Origin of the sequence: Pararhizobium sp. A13 (assembly GCF_040126305.1) — a bacterium.
Taxonomy (GTDB): domain Bacteria; phylum Pseudomonadota; class Alphaproteobacteria; order Rhizobiales; family Rhizobiaceae; genus Pararhizobium.
This window is the reverse complement of record NZ_CP149510.1, coordinates 3,446,887-3,467,135: the sequence shown is the minus strand read 5'-3', so window position 1 is coordinate 3,467,135 and position 20,249 is coordinate 3,446,887. Positions and strand designations below refer to the sequence as shown.

The window sequence follows — 20,249 nt, the reverse complement described above, 5'->3', positions numbered from 1 at the left end:
TATTGGTTCAGGCCGTCTGGAAGGCCGGATGCCATTGCAGGGTCAGGCGCTCGAGCAGCCGGGCAAAGCTGTCGGCGAGCTTGCCGAGCAGGGCGTAAATGAGGATCGACAGGACGACGACGTCGATCAGCAGGAATTCGCGGGCCTGCATGGCCATGTAGCCGAGGCCGGAGGAGGCGGCGATGGTTTCGGCGACGATCAGCGTCAGCCACATGATGCCGAGCGCATAACGCAGGCCGACGAAGATGGCGGGCAGGGCGCCGGGCAGGATGACACGGAAGAACAGGCTGCTGCGCGACATGCCGTAGACGCGGCCCATCTCGACCAGCTGCGGATCGACGCTCTGGATGCCAAGCAGCGTGTTGACGTAGATCGGAAAGAACACGCCGAGCGCAACGAGGAACAGTTTTGCCTGCTCGTCGATGCCGAACCAGAGGATGACCAGCGGGATCAGCGCCAGATGCGGAATGTTGCGGACCATCTGCAGCGTCGTGTCGGTGAGGTTTCGCGACAGGCCGGAGAGGCCATTGGCAAGGCCGAAGACGAGGCCGATCAAACCGCCGATGACGAAGCCGGAAAGCGCGCGGGCGGTGCTGACGCCGATATTCCGGATCAGTTCACCGGACAGAAGCAGCCGCCAAAAGGCTTCGGCAACCGCCGAAGGGGCGGCCATGACATTCGGCGAGATCAGGCCGGTGCGGGCCGCAATCTCCCAGACAAGCAGGATGACGGCAGGCAGGGCCCAGCCCGTGGTGTTTTTCAGGATCGATTGACCGGTGGTTTTCATCGTCTGACCTTCATTGTCTCCTGCGCGCGTGCCGGTCCGGATCGACCGGCACGCCTGCTTATTTCCTGGGAGGAAATCAGTTGGTCGGCGCCGTCCAGACGGCATCGCTGATGGTGATCGCCTTCGGGATCAGGCCGAGCTTGAAAAAGCGGTCGGCGGTCTGCTGCTGGCTGGCGACGATCTCGGGCGTGACCGGTCCGATGCCGAAGGAGGCGCGGCTGGCGGCGAGCGTCTGTGCTTCCAGGGGCACGCCGGTCACCTCGTGCAGCGCCTCGGCGACCTTGTCGCGGTTGGCATCCGCCCAGGCGGCGGCTTCCTTCAGCGCTGCGATCGTTGTCGAAACCGTTTCCGGATGCGTGGCGGCGAACTCGCGGTTGGCGAGGAAATAGGTATTGACCTTCAGCGTCTCGGCCGAAGTCGTCAGAATGCGCGGCTTGTAGCGCGTTTCGGCGATGGCGAAGAAGGGATCCCAGACGGCCCAGGCGTCGATCTTGTCGCTGGCGAAGGCCGCGGCGGCATCGGCGGGGCTCAGATAGACAGGCGTCACTTCGTTGAAGCCGATGCCGGCCTTTTCCAGCGCGGCGACAACGAGATTGTGGGAACTCGTGCCCTTGCCGACGCCGATCTTCTTGCCCTTGAGGTCGGCCACCGACTGGATCGGCGAATCCGGCTTGACGAAGATCGCCTCGCCGGTGCCTTGCGACGGAAGCGCCGCGACATAGACGATGGCCGAGCCGGCTGCTTGGCCGAAGATCGGCGGCGCATCGCCCGTCCAGCCCACATCGATCGAGCCGACATTCAGGGCTTCGACGAGCGGCGGACCGGCGGTGAACTCGACCCAGGAAACGGTGATGCCCTTCGGCTCCAAGGCCTTCTCGATGATCTTCTGTTGCTGGGCGATGACCGGCAGGCCGGTCTTCTGGTAGCCGATCTTGAATTCCGTCAATTCGGCGGCGAAGGCGCCGGAGGCTGCAAAAAGCCCGGCGGCCAGTAGGCCGGCGCCGAAAATTCGTCTGGTCAGTGTGAGCATCGATCCCTCTTGTGGTTTGGCGGAGGACGATGAGGTCGTCTCCGCAGAACGTAGGGTCATGCTAGATAAATATAGTTAGATTATAGAGTTTATTTATTTTGTAGATTTGGCGCGGAAGGAAACGGTTTTCCGCCATGGGCCGGCAAGTGACCGGATTTTTGCCGACGTTCAGTCGAGCAGGTCGAAAGCACGAAAAATCCAGATGACCTGATAGGTAACGCCGGCAATGAGGAAGACCGCGTGGAAGCGGCGGTTGGGCGTGATCGCAGCAACGATGCACATGAGGATATAGGCGGCATTGCGCAACGGGTATTCAAGGCCGAAGGAGGCGAAATAGGTTCGGCCTTTCACCGCGGTATCGACGAAATCGACGGCATAGGCGAGGGCAAGGAAGCCGAAGAACCAGGCACGACGAGACATGAAATAGTGCTCGTAGCCGCTATAGTCCTCCAGCGAGGTGGGGAACAGCAGCACGCAGAGAAAGAAGAAGATGCAGCAATAGGCGATGACGAAGAGATAGACGCCGAAATCGATGACCGGCAGCATATGCAGCCGATATTCCCACCACCAGAAATAGATCAGGAACAGGAAGAGGAAGAGCACCCAGCCGAGATGTGGCCAGTAGATCTTCGTCTTGCCTGGATGCTGCACGAAGAGGGCAAGCCCGGTCAGCAACCGCGCCATGCTGAAGCTGATGACCATGCCCATGATGACGCGGATGTGGAAAAAGATCTGCGGATCGGCGGGCTGGTCCATGGCTCAGGTCTCCGTGATTCTTGGGCCCGCATAATTCTCAGACCTCCGGCGGCACCGGTTTCGGATGGCCGGTCTCGTCCAGCGCCACCATGATGAACAGCGCGTCGGTGACCTTGTCCATGCGATCCGAGAGGTAACGCTGCGCCCAGGCTTCCACCTTCAGCGTCATCGAGGTGCGGCCAACCTTGATGACATCGGTATAGATGCAGAGCGTGTCGCCGATCTTGACCGGCATTTCGAAGGCCATTTCCTTGACCGCCGCGGTGACGACCCGGCCACGGGCCCTCTCGGCGGCGCGGATGCCGCAGGACAGGTCCATCTGCGCCATCACCCAACCGCCGAAGATATCGCCGGCGGCATTGGCGTCTGCCGGCATCGCCAGCGTGCGCAAGGTCAGGTCGCCATTTGGTCTCGTCATGGTCCATCGTCTCCGTTTGGTTCGGTGTAACCCAGGGAGGCGGGATCGGAAAAGACCCGCAGGAAAATATGCGCTGGACCACCATCAAAGGTGTTTACTGCCCGGTGTTAACAAAAGGTAAGTCGAATACCGCCAATTTTAGCCATCTATTGTTAGGAAGTTTGAAAATACGTGCGGTTATCCTTCGGTTCGACACTGCGGAGGGGTTTGCGTTCATGAAACATTTTCGAATTTCCGTGCGCCTTTATGCGCTGGTCGGGCTGGCGCTGCTGATGATGGCGGCCGTCATGCTGCTTGGCCTCATCGAGGAGCAGGACAAGCTGGTGACGCAGCGCAAGGCGATGCTTGAAGCCATGAACGAGAACGCGGTCACCGTGTTCGAAGCCTATTACAAGCAGGAGCAGGCCGGCACGCTCAGCCAGGCGGATGCGCAGGCGCGCGCCCTCGAGGCGATCAGCGCGATGCGCTATCAGGGCAATGGCTATTTCTGGATCAACGACATGCAGCCGAAGATGGTGATGCATCCGATCAAGCCTGCCATGAACGGCACTGACCTCACCGAAAACAAGGACCCGAACGGCAAGCATCTGTTCGTCGAGTTCGTCAAGACGGTGCAGGCGCAGGGCAAGGGCTTCGTCGACTACTACTGGCCGAAGCCGGGCGCCGAGGAGCCGGTGCTGAAATATTCGCATGTCGCCGGCTTTAAGCCCTGGGGCTGGGTCGTCGGCACCGGCGTCTATGCCGACGACCTGGCTGCGATGTTCCGCGAAGGCCTGATGCATGTCGCGGTGATGTGTGGCGTCGCGGCCCTCATCATCCTGCTTGCCGCCTTTTCGATCGTTCGCAGCGTCGTTCGTCCGGTCGAACGCCTGAAGGCCTCGATGCGGGCGATCGCCGACGAGGATGTCTCGGCCGAGGTGCCGGAAACCGACCGCAAGGACGAGGTCGGCCAGATGGCGCGGGTTCTGGTCGTTCTGCGCGACTCGGTGAAGGAGCGCATCGAGCTTCGTGAACGCGAGGCCGGACAGCAGAGCCAGCTGGACGAGGAACGCCGCAGCAACGAGCACCGTCTTCAGTCAGGCGCGCAGGCACAGGCGGATGCGATGGCGACGGTCGGTGCCGCACTGGAAAAGCTGGCGAGCGGCGATCTGACGGCGGACATCGGCCGCATCGCGCCGGAATATTCGAAGTTGCGGGACGACTTCAACACGGCGGTGACGGCGCTGCGCGGCGTCATCCAGTCGATCGCGCAATCGACCGAAGTGGTCTATGAAAGCGCTGGCGATATTTCGGAAGCCGCCAACAACCTCTCGCGCCGCACCGAACAGCAGGCAGCAGCGCTTGAAGAGACCGCGGCGGCGCTGGACGAGATCACGTCGACGGTGAAGAGCGCCTCCGAGCGGGCGGCCGAAGCGCGCGAGATGGTCAACGAGACGAAGGGCAGTGCCGCCAAATCCGGCGACATCGTCCGCAACGCGGTTGCCGCGATGAGCCGGATCGAGGGCTCTTCGAGCAGGATCAGCCAGATCATCGGCGTCATCGACGAGATCGCCTTCCAGACCAATCTGCTCGCGCTGAATGCCGGTGTCGAAGCGGCCCGGGCAGGGGAAGCCGGCCGCGGTTTTGCCGTCGTCGCCCAGGAAGTGCGCGAACTGGCGCAGCGTTCGGCCGGTGCTGCCAAGGAGATCAAGGAACTGATCCGCAACTCGGCGACGGAAGTCGAAACCGGCGTGACGCTGGTGCGCTCGACCGGCGATGCGCTGATGGAGATCGAGGCGCTCGTCAACCGGGTGAATGAAACTGTCGCCTCGATCGCCACTGCCGCGCGCGAGCAGGCGACCGGTCTTGCCGAAGTCAATACGGCGGTCAACAGCATGGACCAGATGACCCAGCAGAACGCGGCGATGGTCGAGGAGACGACGGCGGCGAGCCAGACGCTGGCGCAGGAAAGCCGCGAGCTGAAAAGCCTGCTGCAGACCTTCCGCCTTTCATCCAGCAGCCAGACCGCCTACGGGCGCGCTGCCTGATCCATAAAAAAGACGGGAAATGCCGATTGCCCGCGTTCGCAAGGACGCGGGCTCTTTCTTGTTCCGGATGAATTGCACAAGACGGCAGGGTGCAATCCGGGGCTTTTTGGCGATCGTCGCGGATTTGCGGCGCACGCCTTGACCATGGCGGTTTTGCAGCCAGAATGGCGCGGTGATTCAAGATGTTAAAACGTCTGCTCTCACCGCCCGGTGAAGGGCGTTCAACCCCGGGAGGACTGCCAGTGACGCCATTTCGACGTGTGATGATCCGTATCGGGGCGCTGATGGTGCTGTCGCTCGGCGTGCTTTCGGCCTGCACCGTCGTCGTCGACGAGCCGCGGCCGCGGCCGGAGCCGTCCTACCCGCAGATGTGCACGATGGAATACGACCCGGTCTGCGCCGATCGCGGCGACAACCGCAGGACCTTTGCCAATGCCTGCCAGGCGCGGGCCGATGGTTACCGCATCATCGGCCGCGGCGAATGCCGGCCGCAGCGTCCCGATTTCGGCGACGACCGGCCGCGGATCTGCACGCGCGAATACGATCCGGTCTGCGCCCGGCAGGGACGCCGCCAGCAGACGTTTTCCAATGGCTGCATGGCCGAAGCCGAAGGGTTCCGCGTGATCGGCCGCGGCGAATGCCGCCGCCCGGAAACCCTGCCCATCGACGATACCGGCATGCGTCCGGGCCGTGACCCCGATCGCCGCCCGCAGGCCTGCACCCGCGAATTCGCACCGGTCTGCGCCCGCCAGGGGCGCCAGCGGCAGACCTTTCCGAATGCCTGCACGGCGCAGGCTGAGGGGTTCAGGGTGATCGACAACGGCCCGTGCCAATAGGGCGAGCGCATTCGTTTGACGATCGAGCCGCCCCGTTCGGGGCGGTTTGCCATTGACGACGGAAAACAGGAAGTTGCGGCATGTCTTTGCGCATCGTTTCATTGAACGCCTGGGGTGGCCGGGTTTACGCACCGCTGATGCGTTATCTCGTTGATGTGGACGCGGATGTGATCTGCCTGCAGGAGGTGGTGCGCACGCCGGCTACCACCTCTGACTGGCTGGTCTATCGGGATCATGACGTGGAACTGCCGCAGCGCGCCAAACTGTTCGACGACATCCGTGCCGCACTTCCGTCCCATGATGCCTTCTTCTGCCCGACGGCGCGCGGCACGCTGTTTGATGGCGACGCGGAAATTCCCTCCGAATTCGGGCTGGCGACCTTCGTGCGCCGTTCGCTCGCCGTCATCGGCCAGGCCAGCGATTTCGTCCATGGCGAATTTTCACCGGATGGCTGGGGGCCGCATCCGCGGGCGCGCAACGCCCATTGCGTCCGGCTGTTCAGCTATGAGGACGGCTTTCCGGTGACCATCGTCCAGATGCACGGCCTTCGCGATCTCAACGGCAAGGGCGATACGCCGGCGCGCGAAAGGCAGACGGAGGCGCTGATCGAAATCATCCTGAACCTCTGGCGCGGCAATGAGCGGCTGGTGGTCTGCGGCGATTTCAACGTCCTGCCGGAAAGCGCAATGTTCGGCGCGCTTGCCGATTTGGGGTTGTCCGATCTTGTGACCTCGCGGGGCCATACCGATACGCGGACGTCCTACTACGAAAAACCGGGACGCTTTGCCGACTACATGCTGGTGACGCCGGATGTGGAGGTCGTCGGCTTCGACGTGGTTGAGGAGCCCGAAGTCTCCGACCATCGCGCGCTGCTTTTGGAGATGCGCTGAGCAGACTTTCGTTGGCAAGCCAACGATTCATCTGCTTGGCTTTTCCTGTTTTGTCGCAGGTTCTGATCGGAAACCGTGGGGCACTGTTCCGAAACCTGCTTAGGATCGGCACGCGCGCGCAGTCAGGGAGGCCGGGCAGATGCGAATTGACGTGACCACGATCGGGTTCACCCAGAGCAGTGCGGCGGATTTCTTTGGCCGCCTGAGGCAGGCTGGCGTGAAGAGGGTCATGGACATCCGGCTGCACAACACGTCGCAGCTCGCCGGTTTCGCCAAGGCCGGCGATCTGCCGTATTTTCTCAAGGAGCTGTGCGGCGCCGACTATGTCCACCAGCCGCTGCTCGCACCGACCGAAGACATTCTCACCGCCTTCAAGAAGGAGAAGGGCGACTGGAACACGATGCGCCATCGGTTCATGGCGCTGATGGCGGAGCGCGGCATCGAGAGCCGCCTTACGCCTGCGGCCTTCGCAGGGAGTTGCCTGCTCTGCTCGGAGGCCTTGCCGCACCAGTGCCACCGCCAGCTCGTCTGCGACTATCTCAACGGCAAATGGGGCGGGTCGCTCTCCGTCAGGCATTTGTGACGGATTCTCTTGCCGGCGTCGGCGCGGGCAGCGACCATATCCGGTAAGGGAAGCGAAAGGCTTCGTTTACCCTGTTTGCATAAAATCTGCTGTAATCGCGGCCTTTGCGAACCGGTGCCCGCCTTTCGACACAGGCGGACCTCAGGTTTCATGCGGGGCCGGGCGGATACCGGATGGTGCGTTCTGACGCATCGTCAGCAAATGTAACAGCGTTGCAGCGTTCTTTCCGCTTCGACGCGCGGCGCAGAGGGCGGCAATGAGTATGGTTTCCCTTTTCCGGCGGCCCGCGCACGTTTTCGTGCTGTCGCTTTCGCTGACGGCCTGTTCGACTGACGATCTCAGCCCGCCGGCCCGGATCGATTCGTCGGCCCGGGTCAGCGCCATCCAACCGGTCCGTGATCACGCACGGGGGAGGCGGGAAACCGCCTATCCCTCGGCGGAAACGCCGGTCAGCACATTTTCCGAAAATTCCGACGGTGCCGTTCCTGCCGATCCGCGGATGCAGACGAGCGAGCGGCTGCCGATGATCGACAGCGAGCCACTGGAAAGTGGCCAGCAGCCTTCCGCGATGACGAGCGTTCAGCCGATGGTCGTACCGCCCGAAGGCGTCAATATGGATGCGATGCTGGGCGTCGAGCCCGTCTCGGCGCCGGTCGTCGGCCTTGCCGAGGAGCAAAACCGCGATATCGCCGTGGGCAATGATATCGCCGTAGGCAATGAGATCGCCGAGGGCAATGCCAGCCAACCCGTCGTCGGCGGCATCGGCGGCGATACGGTGCAGCAGCTCGGCGGACCGCAAGGCGTGACGGCGTCGGCACAGGCGGATCCCGGCTACGATCCGGACCTGCCGCCCTTGAGCCCGGAGAAAATCGCCGCCGAGGAGGCGCGCAAGGCACAGTTTCTCGAACAGCAGCAGCGGGTGATGCTGCGCCGGCAGCAGGCGCAGGAAGAGCAGCAGGTGGCCTTCCTGCCGCGGGCCGAAAACCCCGTGAGCGAACCCGATTTCACCGGCCGCATGCCGGCCTCCGAAGTCGCCTGCCGCCAGCGGCTGAAGAAGCTGCGGGTCGAATTCAGGGACATTCCGCGTATCTACGATGGAAAGGCCTGCGGCATCGACTATCCGATCGAGCTCACCGGTCTTTCCGGCGGTATCGACGTCAAGCCCGCCGTCAAGCTCAACTGCGAGGTGACGGAAGCCTTTGCCCTGTGGGTGAAAAACGAGCTGGCGCCGTCGGCCCGCTACCGTTATCTCTCCGGCGTCAAGACCATCAAGCCGCTCGGTGGCTATTCCTGCCGGACGATGAATTCACGGCGCGGCAACCCGATGTCGGAACATGCCCGCGGCAACGCGATCGACGTCGGCAAGTTCGTGCTGAAATCCGGCAAGGAGATCGACGTGCGCAAGCCGGGCTTCTTCGCCTTCCGCGAAAAGGGGCTGTTGAAGGCGGTGCGCAACGACAGCTGCAAATATTTCAACACCGTGCTCGGCCCGGGCAGCGACCCGCAGCACAAGGATCATTTCCATTTCGACCTGAGAAACCGCAAGTCGGGTTATCGACACTGCGACTGATTGCGGCGTGGGGCCGCCGTCGGCCCGGAGCGACGCGACTGATGTCACGTTCTTCGATCAGGCTCGACTAACCATCGGAGCTGCCGAGCACCGCTCGGAGCCCCGGGTCATTCTGGCGGAGTCGTTCTTCGATCCATCGGCTGGTCCAGTCGTAGGCGTCCGAAAACAACTCGGAATGCCGGCTCCAATCCATGAATCCGATCGGGTTGGAAACCTGTGGGCAGACCAGGACATCCTCTTCGCCAAGGGCAATGTCCTGTGGCCGGTGTGCCAGCATGCTCGCGACAATGACCTGAAGCATGCTGGGGACCTTTGGCAAGCCGGCGCGACCGAAAGGGTTCAGCCAAGCGACGGCCAGTTCGGAAGCTCCGGGGATGCGGTCATAATCGATGTGATATTTCTGTGGTCCATTCGACCCCAGGCTTACGACGACATTGGGTCCGGTCTTGAGTTCCTTCATCTGTTCCAGCGGCAGATTGTTCATGATACCGCCGTCCACCAGCATATCGCCATCAGCGGTAAAGAACGGCGGCAGGACACCCGGGATCGAGCCGGACGCCCGAACGGCCTGCCAGAGCTTTCCACGACGGTGGACATGGGGCTGACGGCTGCTCAGATTGGTTGAAAGCGCAAAGAACGGAAGCCAAAGATCCTCGATGAGAACCTCGCTGTATTCCGCCCGAAGGGCGCGATCGAACACCTTATGATCCAGAAGTGCGAAATGCGGCACGGTGAGGCGGCGAAACGCCCGGCCCTTGATAAATATGTCGTGCGTGCCTCGGTCGATCTGATCTGCATCCAACCCTCTTGCGAAGCCGGCCATCATCGCCGCGCCGGAACTCGTGCCGCCGAGATAGTCGAAGCGTGCGCCCGCCCCGACGAACGCCTTGTAGACGCCCAGATGGGCGCTGCCGAGGGACCCACCCCCCGCCGCCACAAAACCTCGTGCCTTGCCGGAAATGAACCGGACCAGGCGCTGGATGTCTGACCCGTCCTCCAGCGCGACATGATGATGATGGCCGACATGAGGACGCTCATCAAGCCATGCAGAGGTACCGGAGACCGCTATCGAGCGAATGTCGTGGATGAGGACGAGCCGCCCGGTCGATGGTGGATGAACCGAGAGCGCCAGTGCCTCGGACGGGTTCAGCCGGGGTGAACAGGACGCATCGGCAAGCAACAGGACGGTATCGGCCTGGCGAATGCAGACGCGTGTCCATTCACTAGCCTCGTCATCGGCAACATAGACGATGATTTCGGTTTCCGCCTCCAGTTCGTTCAACCAGTTTAGAACCGGCTGGTCATCGACCGGAAGACCGGAGAACCGCGCCTGAATGTCGGCTCTGGCGACGAACCGGGCGCGCGTGCTGGCGTCGAACGCGTTCTGCAGGTGCCGGATGAAAATCGGTGAAATCCGACTTCCGCCGGCCGGAATGATCGCAAGCGTGCGGATCCTGGCAGGCTGCTTGAGAAGCGACGAACTCGGAGATTGCATCGCAAACCGGCGCGCCAGGAAAGTCGTGACCGCCTGTCGCAGGCTCGGCAAGGCCTCGGCCGCCTTCTCGAAGTGGCTGCCGCGGATTTCAAGGACGATTGAATCGCGCGCCGCAAGGACGGTCGCCGTGCGGGGCAGTCCTGCGAAGAAACCGACCTCGCCGACGAGTTCGCCCTGGCCGATTACGGCGACCGGGCCGGTCGAATCTCCCTTGTGCACCGTAAAGCGACCCGACAGCACGATGAAGAACCTGTCCGATGGATCGCCTTCGCGAACCAGAACTTCGCCGCGTCGCAAGACCCGCCGGTCGGATTCGGCCGCCAAAGCCTCAAGCGCCGCCAACGACGCCCGATCGAACATCAATGTCGCCGACAGCAATCGCGCCGCGAGAGAATCGACGGAGGAGATCTGAACCACCTTCTGGGAGCTCCGGTCTGATCGTAATCTGGTGCTCACATAAGGATCGCTGAAAACCGCCAAATAGCAATGTCTGCCCTGGCGACAAGGCGCAGTTACCGCGAACGGCGCCTTTGGCGCCTTGGGGACAGGCAAGCGCTTCGCGACAAAAAAAGAGGCCGGCAAAAGCCGGCCTGGAGGTGAACCGTACCGAAAGGGGACTGCGGGCGGGTTCGTGCAAATCATGCGAGCGTCGTATGCGTCCACGACGCGAAAATGATTGAAGAGCATCACCGTTTCATGACAGGAAAGGTACATTTCCTTGATCCCGGTGGTCTTTGCCTGGATTTCCATCTTTCATGCAGGTTATCCCATGTTGCCGGTCCGCCTGCGACAGAATGCCAAGACTGCGGGGCTTGAAAATTAACATTATACAATATATGTAATTGTTAATTGTTAACCGCACCTGGAGTTCGTCTGATGCCGCTGCCTGCCATCGCGCCGATTGCTGTGCAAAGACCGGATGTGCGGGGCTTTTACCACGCGCGCACCGGAAGCGTGCAATATGTGGTGTCCGATCCGCAGACCGGCGCCTGCGCGATCATCGATCCGGTCATGGACTACGACGAGAAATCGGGGGCCACGGCCACCGTCGAGGCCGATGCCATTCTCGCCTATGTGGCGGCGCGGAAACTCTCGGTGACCTGGATCCTCGATACGCATCCCCATGCGGATCATTTTTCTGCCGCCGCCTATCTGAGAGAGAAAACCGGCGCGCCAACCGCGATCGGCGAACGCGTCGTCGACGTGCAGCGGCTCTGGAGCGGTCTCTACAATCTGCCGGGCCTTGCCACGGACGGTTCGCAATGGGATCGGCTGTTTGCCGACGGCGATACGTTCAAGGTCGGTCAGATCGAGGGAAGGGTGATGTTCTCGCCGGGGCACACGCTGGCCTCGATAACCTATCTGATCGGCGATGCGGCCTTCGTGCACGATACGCTGTTCATGCCCGACAGCGGGACCGCCCGTGCCGATTTTCCCGGCGGCAGCGCTGCCCGGTTGTGGAACTCGATCCAGGCAATACTGTCGCTGCCCGACGAGACGCGCCTGTTTACCGGGCACGATTACCAGCCGGACGGGCGGCCGCCGCTTTGGGAAAGTACCGTCGGCGCCCAGAAGCGGGACAATCCGCATGTGGCCGGACAAAGGGCCGAAGATTTCATCCGCCTGCGTGAGGCGCGCGATGCGACCTTGCCGATGCCGAAGCTCATCCTGCATGCGCTGCAGGTCAATATCCGCGGCGGCAGGCTGCCCGAGCCGGAGGACAATGGCCGGTGTTATCTGAAAATTCCGCTGAATGCGCTGAGCGCTGCCTGGGAGTGAAAGGACATGACCAATACACCGGATGCCGGCCTACCGCGCCTGCGCGCCGATATGGCCGCGCGGGCGTCGGACGCCGCCGATTTCCTGCGCATTCTCGCCAATCAGAACCGGCTGATGATCGTCTGCACGCTTGTCGAAGGGGAGCGGTCGGTGAGCGAACTCGAGAGCTTGCTCGGCATTCACCAGCCGACGCTATCGCAGCAACTGGGTGTCCTTCGCGATGGCGGCTTCGTCGAAACGCGGCGGGATGCCAAGCAGATCTTCTACCGGCTGACCGAAGACAGGGCGGCGCGCCTGGTGACGGCGCTCTACGATATCTTCTGCGCCGATGGAGGCCGCATATGAGTGTATATTTGATCTCGCTTACGGGCGGCATGCTGATCGGCCTTTCGGCGGCCATCCTGATACTGGCGAATGGCCGGGTCGCCGGAATAAGCGGCATTGCCGGCCGGCTGCTGCAGGGCAGGCAATCGACCGTCGGTCTTGCCTTTCTCACAGGCCTTGTGCTCGGGCCGGTCTGCTACAGGGTGCTTGCCGGCTCCTGGCCGGCTGTCACCATCCAGGCCAGGACGCCGCTTCTGATCGTTGCCGGCCTGCTCGTCGGATTCGGCTCGCGGATGGGCTCCGGCTGCACCAGCGGCCATGGCGTTGTCGGGCTGGCTCGCCTGTCGCCGCGGTCGCTCGTTGCCGTCGCGACATTCCTGACGACGGCGGTGCTGACCGTATTCCTGATGGGAGCCTTTTCATGAGAAATCTTGCCGGCTCCCGCGTGATCGCAGCCCTGGTTTCCGGGCTTATCTTCGGCCTCGGTCTGTCCTTGTCGGGAATGCTCGATCCCGCCCGTGTGCATGGCTTTCTCGATGTCACCGGCGGCTGGGATCCGAGCCTTGCCTTCGTTCTCGCGGGCGCGGTGGCGGTCGCGGCTTTGGGCACGATTCTGGCCAAACGCATGGCGGCCCCGATGCTTGATGACCAGTTCCATTTGCCGCAGGGCCGGCTGATCGATCGCCGCCTAGTCGCCGGTTCCGCCATCTTCGGCATCGGCTGGGGTATTGGCGGGCTGTGCCCCGGACCGGCGCTGGCATCGCTGTCGCTCGGGCTGCCGGCCACTGTCTGGTTCGTCGTCGCCATGCTGGCCGGCATGATCGTTCACGACCGTTTCGTGGAGCCAGGGACATGAGCGCCACCCTTGTCGCCACGCTCGGTTCGGGTGGCGTCGTCGGCTTTACCCTCGGCCTGGTCGGCGGCGGTGGCTCGATCCTCGCCGTGCCGCTTCTTCTTTACGTGGTCGGTGTTGCCAATCCGCATGTGGCGATCGGCACGAGCGCCGTTGCCGTTTCCGCCAACGCCTTTGCCAATTTCGTCGTGCATGCGCGGGCAGGGCACGTCTGGTGGCGCTGCGCCGCGGTTTTCGCGCTGTTCGGCACCGTCGCGGCGGTCGGTGCTTCGATGCTCGGCAAGGCCATGGACGGGCAGCATCTTCTGTTCGTGTTCGGCATAGTGATGATCGTCGTTGGCGGATTGATGCTGAAGCCGAAGAAAGCCACCGAACCCGCCGCGCGTCCCGTTGATCTGCGGATGTGCCTGACGACCGCGCTGGTTGCCTCGGCGACGGGTGCGGCGTCCGGCTTCTTTGGCATCGGCGGCGGGTTTCTCATCGTGCCGGCGCTTATCCTGGCGACGGGAATGTCGATGATCCAGGCCGTCGGTTCGTCTCTACTTGCCATCGGTTCATTCGGTCTGGCGACGGCGTTGAACTACGCGGCCTCCGGTCTGATCGATTGGGCCGTGGCCGTAGAATTCGTCCTCGGTGGGATAGTGGGCGGAATTGGCGGGACGGTGCTGGGTTCACGCCTTGGGCGGCAGAAGGCGGCTCTCAACCGTATCTTCGCAATCCTGATCCTGGCTGTCGCACTCTATGTCCTTGCCCGCAGCGCCTTGGTGTTCTGATCCGCTCGGGAGAGACGGATTTATTGGCCGTTGCCTATTTTTGTGATGCTGGGGTGAACATTGCCGCGGAAAGGTCCATATAAGGCGTCTCCTTCTGCACGTACCCCTCCGGAACATAATTCATGGCGCCCATCGTTTCCGTTTCCAATCTGGTGAAAACCTATGCGTCCGGCTTTCAGGCGCTCAAAGATGTCAGCCTCGAGATCGAGGAAGGCGAAATCCTTGCCCTGCTTGGCCCGAACGGCGCCGGCAAGACGACGCTGATCTCGATCATCTGCGGCATCGTCAATCCGACGAGCGGCGAGGTCAGGGTCGGCGGCTACGACGTCATCCGGGATTTTCGTGAGACGCGCTCGATCATCGGGCTGGTGCCGCAGGAACTGACGACCGACCAGTTTGAGACCGTCTGGAACACGGTGTCCTTCTCGCGCGGGCTGCACGGCAAGAAGCCGGACCCGGCGCATATCGAGAAGGTGCTGAAGGACCTGTCGCTCTATGACAAGAAGGACAACATGCTGCGCGAGCTTTCCGGCGGCATGAAGCGCCGGGTGCTGATCGCCAAGGCGCTCAGCCACGAGCCGCGCATCCTGTTTCTCGACGAGCCGACGGCGGGTGTCGACGTCAATCTGCGCAAGGACATGTGGCAGGTGGTCGAACGGCTGCGCGCGACCGGCGTGACGATCATCCTGACGACGCACTACATCGAAGAAGCGGAAGAGATCGCCGATCGCGTCGGCGTCATCAATGGCGGCAAGATCCTGTTGATCGAGCAAAAGACGGATCTGATGAAGAAGCTCGGGCGCAAGGAACTGCGCGTCGACCTGCAGGAGCCGATCGCGGCCATCCCCGAAACGCTCTCCACCTACGAACTGACGATCGAGGATGAGGGGCACTCGCTGATCTACGATTACAACACGGCAAGCGAACGCACCGGCATCACGACGCTTTTGACGGCGCTGGCCGAGGCCGGGATCAGGCTCAAGGACATCTCGACACGGCAGAGTTCGCTCGAGGATATTTTCGTCGAACTGGTGGGAGCACGCGCATGAACCTCGAAGCGGTCAAGTCGATCTATTTCTTCGAGATGGCGCGGACAAGGCGCACGCTGCTGCAGAGCGTCGTCTCGCCGGTCATTTCCACCTCGCTCTATTTCATCGTCTTCGGCGCCGCCGTCGGTTCGCGCATCCAGGAGATCGACGGCGTGTCCTATGGCGCCTTCATCACGCCCGGCCTGATCATGCTGACGCTTCTGACCCAGTGCATCGGCAACGGTTCGTTCGGCATCTACTTTCCGAAATTCACCGGCACAATCTACGAGATCCTGTCGTCGCCGGTGTCGATGACTGAGATCGTGCTCGGCTATGTCGGCGCGGCGGCGACCAAGGGGTTGATGATCGGAACGATCATTCTCGGCACGGCGGCGCTGTTCGTGGACCTGCATATCGCCCATCCCTTCGTGATGATTTTGTTCTTCGTGCTGACGGCCATCACCTTCAGCCTGTTCGGCTTCATCATCGGCATCTGGGCCAAGGATTTCGAGCAGTTGAACCTGATCCCGATGCTGGTCATCCCGCCGCTGGTCTTCCTCGGCGGCAGCTTCTACTCGATCGACATGCTGCCGCCCTTCTGGCAGGCGGTCAGCCATTTCAACCCGGTGCTCTACCTGATCAGCGGCTTCCGCTGGAGCTTTTTCGAGATCGCCGATGTCAATCCGGTGGTGAGCTTTACGATCATCATCGCGTTTCTGGCGGTGCTGATGACGCTGCTGACGTGGATTTTCCGGACGGGGTACCGGTTGAGGGCGTAAGGTGGGACAAGGCCGTAGCCAATAGCCACCAATGGCAGTAGGGATGGGGAAAAACCTTCGTTTCAGCATTCCCGACTGTCTATTGGCAAATGCCGTTCTACTGCGTCACCTCTTCCAGTTCGCATGCCTTCGTGTCGATCGTCATGGCGTTGCCGCGCCAGACGAAGGCGCCGCTGCCCCAGCTTCGGATCCAGACCAGCGGCAGCATGATGTCGCGTACGAGGATGGCGGGCAGGGAGAGGACCGATACGCGCCAGCCCTTGGCAAGGCCAAGTGCCAGTTCCGGCAGGTAGATTGCAGCGACGACGGCGGCGGCGGTTGCAGGGGCATTGACGCCTGCGAGAACGGCGGCGGCGAGCGCGAAGAGGAGCGGCGGCAGGGCGCCCAGCAAAACTTCCGGCGCGAAGAACAGCGGGAAGGTGACGCGGCGCAGGCGTGCCCATCGTGCCTGGCGCGACCACACGTCGTGGCGGGTGCGGCGGCCGAGCGGCTGGTCGAAGGGGGAGGAAACAAGATGGACCTTGTATCCCAGACGATTGACCAGCTTGGTTGCGGCGGCATCCTCGGCGATCTCGGCGGCGAGCGCTTCAATACCGCCATTGTCGTCAAGCAGCGGCCTGAACCATAGCATGCTCTTTCCTTGCGCGAATCCGAAACCGATCGCTTCGCCAGCATATTGCCAGCGGGCCTGCTGCGTGTTCAAAAACATGCATTCGACCTCGGCCCAGAAACCTTCCGGTCGCGCGCCGATCGGCGTCGAGCACACAAGGCCTGTGTTCTTGTGCCAGCCCGCCATAAGGTGAGCCACGTAGTCCTTCGGCATCAGCACGTTGGAATCGGCGAGGATCACCCAGTCGTGCCGAGCGGCCTTCCAGCCTTTCACGCAGTTGTTGAGCTTCGGATTGGCGCTGATCCGGTCGTCGCCGATCAGGATGCGCGTGGGAATGCCGGGATTTGCGGCCATCGCCCTGCGTATCTCGGCAATAACAGGATCGCGCGGATTGGCGACGCAAAAGATCAGCTCGTAGTCGGGCCAGTCGAGCGCGAAAGCGCGCGCGAGCGTCTCGACGGCGAACGGTTCGATGCCGCGGGTGGGCACGACGATCGAGACCGGCGGCCGTTCCTCGACCAACGGAGCCGGTTTCCCGCTTCGCACCATTCGCCAGCCGGCGATGATGATGCTGAGAAGATTGACTAAGATGAGGATTGCGGCCGCAGCGGCAAACGCGATGATCATGCACAGTCCCTTGCTCGCACCGCCGCTTCAGGACGAATCCGCCGCCGCAGCTTTGCGATCCAGCAACATCATTGTCATATGACACGCGGATGACAGGAGGGTGCTCTAATCCCTCAACCTCAACTCATCCGTCTGCATCTGCAGGAAACCCAGTGTCGAGAGAAAGCTCATGCCAAGCAGGCTCTGGTCGAGCTTGCCTTCCTCGGCGACGCTGGCGCGGATGTTGTTGCGGATGATCGGGCCGATGGCGACTTCGGCGAGCGTTACGGGCGCGGCGCGGGCGGTGCCGTTGGCGGTCAGCACGGTCTGGGTGTAGGCGAGGCCGGCCGGGTTGAGGCCCAGCGTTTCTGCATCTTCGTAGGACAGTGCGACGGTGCTGGCGCCTGTATCGACCAGCATCTGGACGCTTTCGCCGTTGATCGTCACCGGCGTTTCGAAGTGGCCGTTCAGGACCTTGTGCAGCACGACCTCCTGGCGGCCCTCATTGTCGACGAAGACCGTGGCGCGGCCGGGGATGAGGCCACCCGCCAGGCGGTCGCCGAAGGACTGCAGGTCGTTGCGGTAGAGATAGGCTGCGGAGAGCGCGAGAATGACCAGCACCCAGATGGCGAACTGGCGCAGGCTCTGGCCGACGTGGCGCCGGCTTCGAAGGATGCCGGTACTGATCAAGGCCGCGATCGCGCCGAGGGAGACGAGACGGCCGAAATCGTCATTCATGATGCCGAAGGTGCGGCCGCTGTCGTGGTTGAGGATGAGAAAGACGAGCCCAACCGCGAGGATGCTCAGAAGAATGGTCAGCCGGTTCATTCGCTACCGACCCGTTCGCGGGCCATGCGGCTCCGGCGTGTTTCGCGGCGCGGCTTGCGTTCCACCGTTTCAAGCCGGGCAGGCAGGATTTCCATGATGTTCCGGCGTTGCTCCGACGTGTAGAGCGTCCAGGCGCCGATCTCGTCGCGCGTGCGTCCGCAGCCGAAGCAGTAGCCGGTTTTCATGTCGATCGAACAGACGAGGATGCAGGGCGATTCCATAAAGGGCGTAACGTCCGAATAAGGGCGGTTTCAAATCTATATCGGCGTTTCAAATCGCCAGCGCAAGGGCGGCGAGAACCGCGATTTCGCTCAGCTGTTGTGTGGCGCCGATTGTGTCGCCCGTATGGCCGCCGATCTTGCCGGCGACGATCTGGCTGAAGGCGGGAACGGTCGCGGCGAAAGCTGCAATCGCCAGCACTGCGGCAAGCAGCGACACGCCCGAGAGAAGCAGAAGAAGGGCCGCCGAAACCACGCCCAGAACGAGGGCGAAGGTCACCGCCGATGCCTCCGGCTCGCCCGCCGACGCGGCCACGCCATCCTTGCGGGCGGGCGGCAGTTTCGACCAGTGCCAGACCATTGCGGTGCGGCTGAGCGATGCGGCGGCGAGCACCAGCAGTCCACCGCCGCTCGGCGAGACAAGCGGGATCACCGCGGCGAGCGCCGAGACCCTGAGGCCGAAGGACAGGATGAGCGCGACCGCGCCATAGGAGCCGATACGGCTGTCCTTCATGATGATCAGTGCGCTTTCCTTCGTCCTGCCGCCGCCCAGCCCGTCGGCGGTGTCGCTGAGGCCATCCTCGTGCAGCGCGCCGGTGATCAGCGTCTGGATGGTCACGACGACGAAGGCGGTGAAGAGGGGTGCAGCCTGAATGGCACTGAAGATCGATACGATGGCGGCGGCGGGCAGCACGATCAGCAGGCCCGCCATGGGGAAGGCGCGCACGGCGCGGCTGAGGCGTCCGTCGAAATTGACGAAATGCCGTTGCGGCATGTGGATGCGGCTGAGGAACGCGACCGAGCGCGCCACGTCGTTGATGAAATCGCGGATATCGAACATTGATGCTCCCCCAAGCCGCTTCGCCGCCGCGAATCGATCTTTTGCGGCCGATCATGCGACGGCGACACCAACAGGCGCAAATGCCGTTGCCGGATTTGTCATCGCGCTCTATGAGGAAGCACCTTTGCGGGCGAAGCATCCGCTGACGACGAGACGACAAGAGGATACCGACATGAGTGCCAGCGGCCTGCCGTTCGACGATTTCCGTGAGTTGCTGCGCAACCTTCCTGGCCCTGACAGCGCGGCGCTGGTGGCGGCGCGGGAGCGGGACGCGCAGCTGACCAAGCCGCCGGGTGCACTCGGCCGGCTGGAGGAAATCGCCTTCTGGCTGGCTGCCTGGACGGGCAGGGCGCCTGCCGTCAACCGGCCGCTGGTGGCGATCTTCGCCGGCAATCACGGCGTTACGAAACAGGGCGTGACGCCTTTTCCACCCTCGGTGACGGCGCAGATGGTCGAGAATTTCGCTGCCGGTGGTGCTGCCATCAACCAGATTTGCGTCAGCCACGATCTCGGGCTGAAGGTGTTCGATCTGGCGCTGGAATATCCAACGGGTGACATCACCGAAGAGGCGGCCCTTTCGGAGCGCGACTGTGCCGCCACGATGGCTTTCGGCATGGAGGCGGTTGCCGGCGGCACCGACCTTCTGTGCATCGGCGAGATGGGCATCGGCAATACGACGATTGCCGCCGCCATCAACCTGGCGCTTTATGGCGGGACTGCGGAAGACTGGGTCGGCCCCGGCACCGGTGCGCAGGGCGAGGTTCTGGCCCGCAAGATCGCTGCCGTCGAAAAGGCGGTTGCGCTGCATGCCGACCATCTGTCCGATCCGCTCGAAGTGCTGCGGCGCCTCGGCGGCCGCGAGATCGCCGCCATGGCCGGCGCGATCCTGGCGGCGCGCATGCAGAAGATCCCTGTCATCATCGACGGCTACGTGGCAACGACAGCCGCCGCCATCCTGCGTGCCGTCAATCCGGCAGCGCTCGATCATTGCCTGATCGGCCACGTCTCGGCCGAGCCAGGGCACATGAAGGCGATCGAGATGCTCGGCAAGACGCCGCTTCTGGCACTCGGCATGCGGCTTGGCGAAGGCACCGGTGCGGCCCTTGCCGCAGGCATCGTCAAGGCCGCCGCCGCCTGCCATTCGGGCATGGCGACGTTTGCCCAGGCCGGCGTCAGCAACAAGAGCTGACGGCTTCCAAGATCTTGCCGCCGGTTTAC

General features: G+C 62.8%; 21 protein-coding genes and 1 pseudogene. 13 read left to right on the top strand and 9 right to left on the bottom strand.

All coding sequences use genetic code 11. From position 1 onward, the window contains the following. Positions 1–7: 7 nt before the first annotated feature. The 4 genes from WI754_RS17085 to WI754_RS17070 form a co-directional block, all read right to left on the bottom strand. On the bottom strand, positions 8–787 hold the full coding sequence (locus WI754_RS17085; protein ID WP_349434662.1) for an ABC transporter permease subunit: 780 nt from the start codon (positions 785–787) through the stop codon (positions 8–10). 76 nt (positions 788–863) lie between these two features. Further along, complete coding sequence (locus tag WI754_RS17080; RefSeq protein ID WP_349434661.1) at positions 864–1,817, bottom strand: aliphatic sulfonate ABC transporter substrate-binding protein; 954 nt, start codon at positions 1,815–1,817, stop codon at positions 864–866. Between the two features lie 168 nt (positions 1,818–1,985). Beyond that, entirely contained in the window at positions 1,986–2,573 is a 588-nt protein-coding gene (locus WI754_RS17075) for a hypothetical protein (protein WP_349434660.1), read from the bottom strand. 37 nt (positions 2,574–2,610) lie between these two features. Then, positions 2,611–2,991 (bottom strand): acyl-CoA thioesterase, encoded by a 381-nt coding sequence (locus WI754_RS17070; protein WP_349434659.1) that lies wholly within the window; start codon positions 2,989–2,991, stop codon positions 2,611–2,613. 215 nt (positions 2,992–3,206) lie between these two features. Between WI754_RS17070 and WI754_RS17065 the strand changes: the two genes are divergently transcribed. The 5 genes from WI754_RS17065 (at position 3,207) to WI754_RS17045 (ending at position 8,897) form a co-directional block, all read left to right on the top strand. After that, positions 3,207–5,018: a methyl-accepting chemotaxis protein gene (locus WI754_RS17065; RefSeq protein ID WP_349434658.1), complete on the top strand. Its 1,812-nt coding sequence runs from the start codon at positions 3,207–3,209 to the stop codon at positions 5,016–5,018. Between the two features lie 242 nt (positions 5,019–5,260). Next, a complete protein-coding gene (locus tag WI754_RS17060) occupies positions 5,261–5,854 on the top strand; it encodes a Kazal-type serine protease inhibitor (RefSeq protein WP_349434657.1) in 594 nt (197 codons plus the stop codon). 80 nt (positions 5,855–5,934) lie between these two features. Then, positions 5,935–6,744, top strand: a complete 810-nt coding sequence (locus WI754_RS17055; RefSeq protein ID WP_349434656.1) for an endonuclease/exonuclease/phosphatase family protein — start codon at positions 5,935–5,937, stop codon at positions 6,742–6,744. Positions 6,745–6,883: 139 nt separating this feature from the next. Next, the gene (locus tag WI754_RS17050) at positions 6,884–7,327 is read left to right on the top strand and encodes a DUF488 domain-containing protein (protein ID WP_349434655.1); all 444 of its coding nucleotides are present in this window, start codon (positions 6,884–6,886) and stop codon (positions 7,325–7,327) included. Between the two features lie 256 nt (positions 7,328–7,583). Next, positions 7,584–8,897 carry an extensin family protein gene (locus WI754_RS17045; RefSeq protein WP_349434654.1) on the top strand — a complete coding sequence of 438 codons (1,314 nt, stop codon included), beginning with the start codon at positions 7,584–7,586 and terminating at the stop codon, positions 8,895–8,897. Between the two features lie 67 nt (positions 8,898–8,964). Here the strand turns inward: WI754_RS17045 and WI754_RS17040 are convergent, their stop codons facing one another. Next, positions 8,965–10,809, bottom strand: a complete 1,845-nt coding sequence (locus WI754_RS17040; protein WP_349434653.1) for a patatin-like phospholipase family protein — start codon at positions 10,807–10,809, stop codon at positions 8,965–8,967. A gap of 486 nt (positions 10,810–11,295) precedes the next feature. On the opposite strand from WI754_RS17040, the pseudogene WI754_RS17035 reads away from it, so the two are divergent. The 7 genes and pseudogenes from WI754_RS17035 to WI754_RS17005 form a co-directional block, all read left to right on the top strand. Beyond that, positions 11,296–12,171, top strand: a pseudogene (locus WI754_RS17035) (MBL fold metallo-hydrolase); the annotation flags it as partial. Positions 12,172–12,177: 6 nt separating this feature from the next. Next, on the top strand, positions 12,178–12,516 hold the full coding sequence (locus WI754_RS17030; protein WP_349434652.1) for a metalloregulator ArsR/SmtB family transcription factor: 339 nt from the start codon (positions 12,178–12,180) through the stop codon (positions 12,514–12,516). Continuing rightward, a complete protein-coding gene (locus WI754_RS17025; RefSeq protein ID WP_349434651.1) occupies positions 12,513–12,920 on the top strand; it encodes a YeeE/YedE thiosulfate transporter family protein in 408 nt (135 codons plus the stop codon). The genes WI754_RS17030 and WI754_RS17025 overlap by 4 nt, the downstream gene beginning before the upstream one ends. After that, complete coding sequence (locus WI754_RS17020) at positions 12,917–13,351, top strand: DUF6691 family protein (RefSeq protein WP_349434650.1); 435 nt, start codon at positions 12,917–12,919, stop codon at positions 13,349–13,351. Before WI754_RS17025 ends, WI754_RS17020 begins: the two co-directional genes overlap by 4 nt. After that, complete coding sequence (locus tag WI754_RS17015) at positions 13,348–14,121, top strand: sulfite exporter TauE/SafE family protein (protein ID WP_349434649.1); 774 nt, start codon at positions 13,348–13,350, stop codon at positions 14,119–14,121. Before WI754_RS17020 ends, WI754_RS17015 begins: the two co-directional genes overlap by 4 nt. 122 nt (positions 14,122–14,243) lie before the next feature. After that, the gene (locus WI754_RS17010) at positions 14,244–15,170 is read left to right on the top strand and encodes an ABC transporter ATP-binding protein (protein WP_349434648.1); all 927 of its coding nucleotides are present in this window, start codon (positions 14,244–14,246) and stop codon (positions 15,168–15,170) included. After that, complete coding sequence (locus WI754_RS17005) at positions 15,167–15,928, top strand: ABC transporter permease (RefSeq protein WP_349434647.1); 762 nt, start codon at positions 15,167–15,169, stop codon at positions 15,926–15,928. The genes WI754_RS17010 and WI754_RS17005 overlap by 4 nt, the downstream gene beginning before the upstream one ends. A gap of 97 nt (positions 15,929–16,025) precedes the next feature. Here WI754_RS17005 and WI754_RS17000 read toward each other — a convergent pair whose 3' ends face one another. From WI754_RS17000 to WI754_RS16985, 4 genes are all read right to left on the bottom strand, one after another. Beyond that, positions 16,026–17,165, bottom strand: coding sequence for a glycosyltransferase (locus tag WI754_RS17000; RefSeq protein ID WP_349434646.1), 1,140 nt, complete (start codon positions 17,163–17,165; stop codon positions 16,026–16,028). Positions 17,166–17,270: 105 nt separating this feature from the next. Further along, entirely contained in the window at positions 17,271–17,972 is a 702-nt protein-coding gene (locus tag WI754_RS16995; protein WP_349434645.1) for a TIGR02281 family clan AA aspartic protease, read from the bottom strand. Beyond that, entirely contained in the window at positions 17,969–18,193 is a 225-nt protein-coding gene (locus WI754_RS16990) for a DUF1289 domain-containing protein (protein ID WP_349434644.1), read from the bottom strand. Before WI754_RS16990 ends, WI754_RS16995 begins: the two co-directional genes overlap by 4 nt. A gap of 49 nt (positions 18,194–18,242) precedes the next feature. Next, entirely contained in the window at positions 18,243–19,031 is a 789-nt protein-coding gene (locus WI754_RS16985; RefSeq protein ID WP_349434643.1) for an adenosylcobinamide-GDP ribazoletransferase, read from the bottom strand. A gap of 172 nt (positions 19,032–19,203) precedes the next feature. Here WI754_RS16985 and cobT point away from each other — a divergent pair, with 172 nt between their 5' ends. Further along, complete coding sequence (gene cobT, locus WI754_RS16980; protein WP_349434642.1) at positions 19,204–20,220, top strand: nicotinate-nucleotide--dimethylbenzimidazole phosphoribosyltransferase; 1,017 nt, start codon at positions 19,204–19,206, stop codon at positions 20,218–20,220. Positions 20,221–20,249 lie beyond the last annotated feature (29 nt).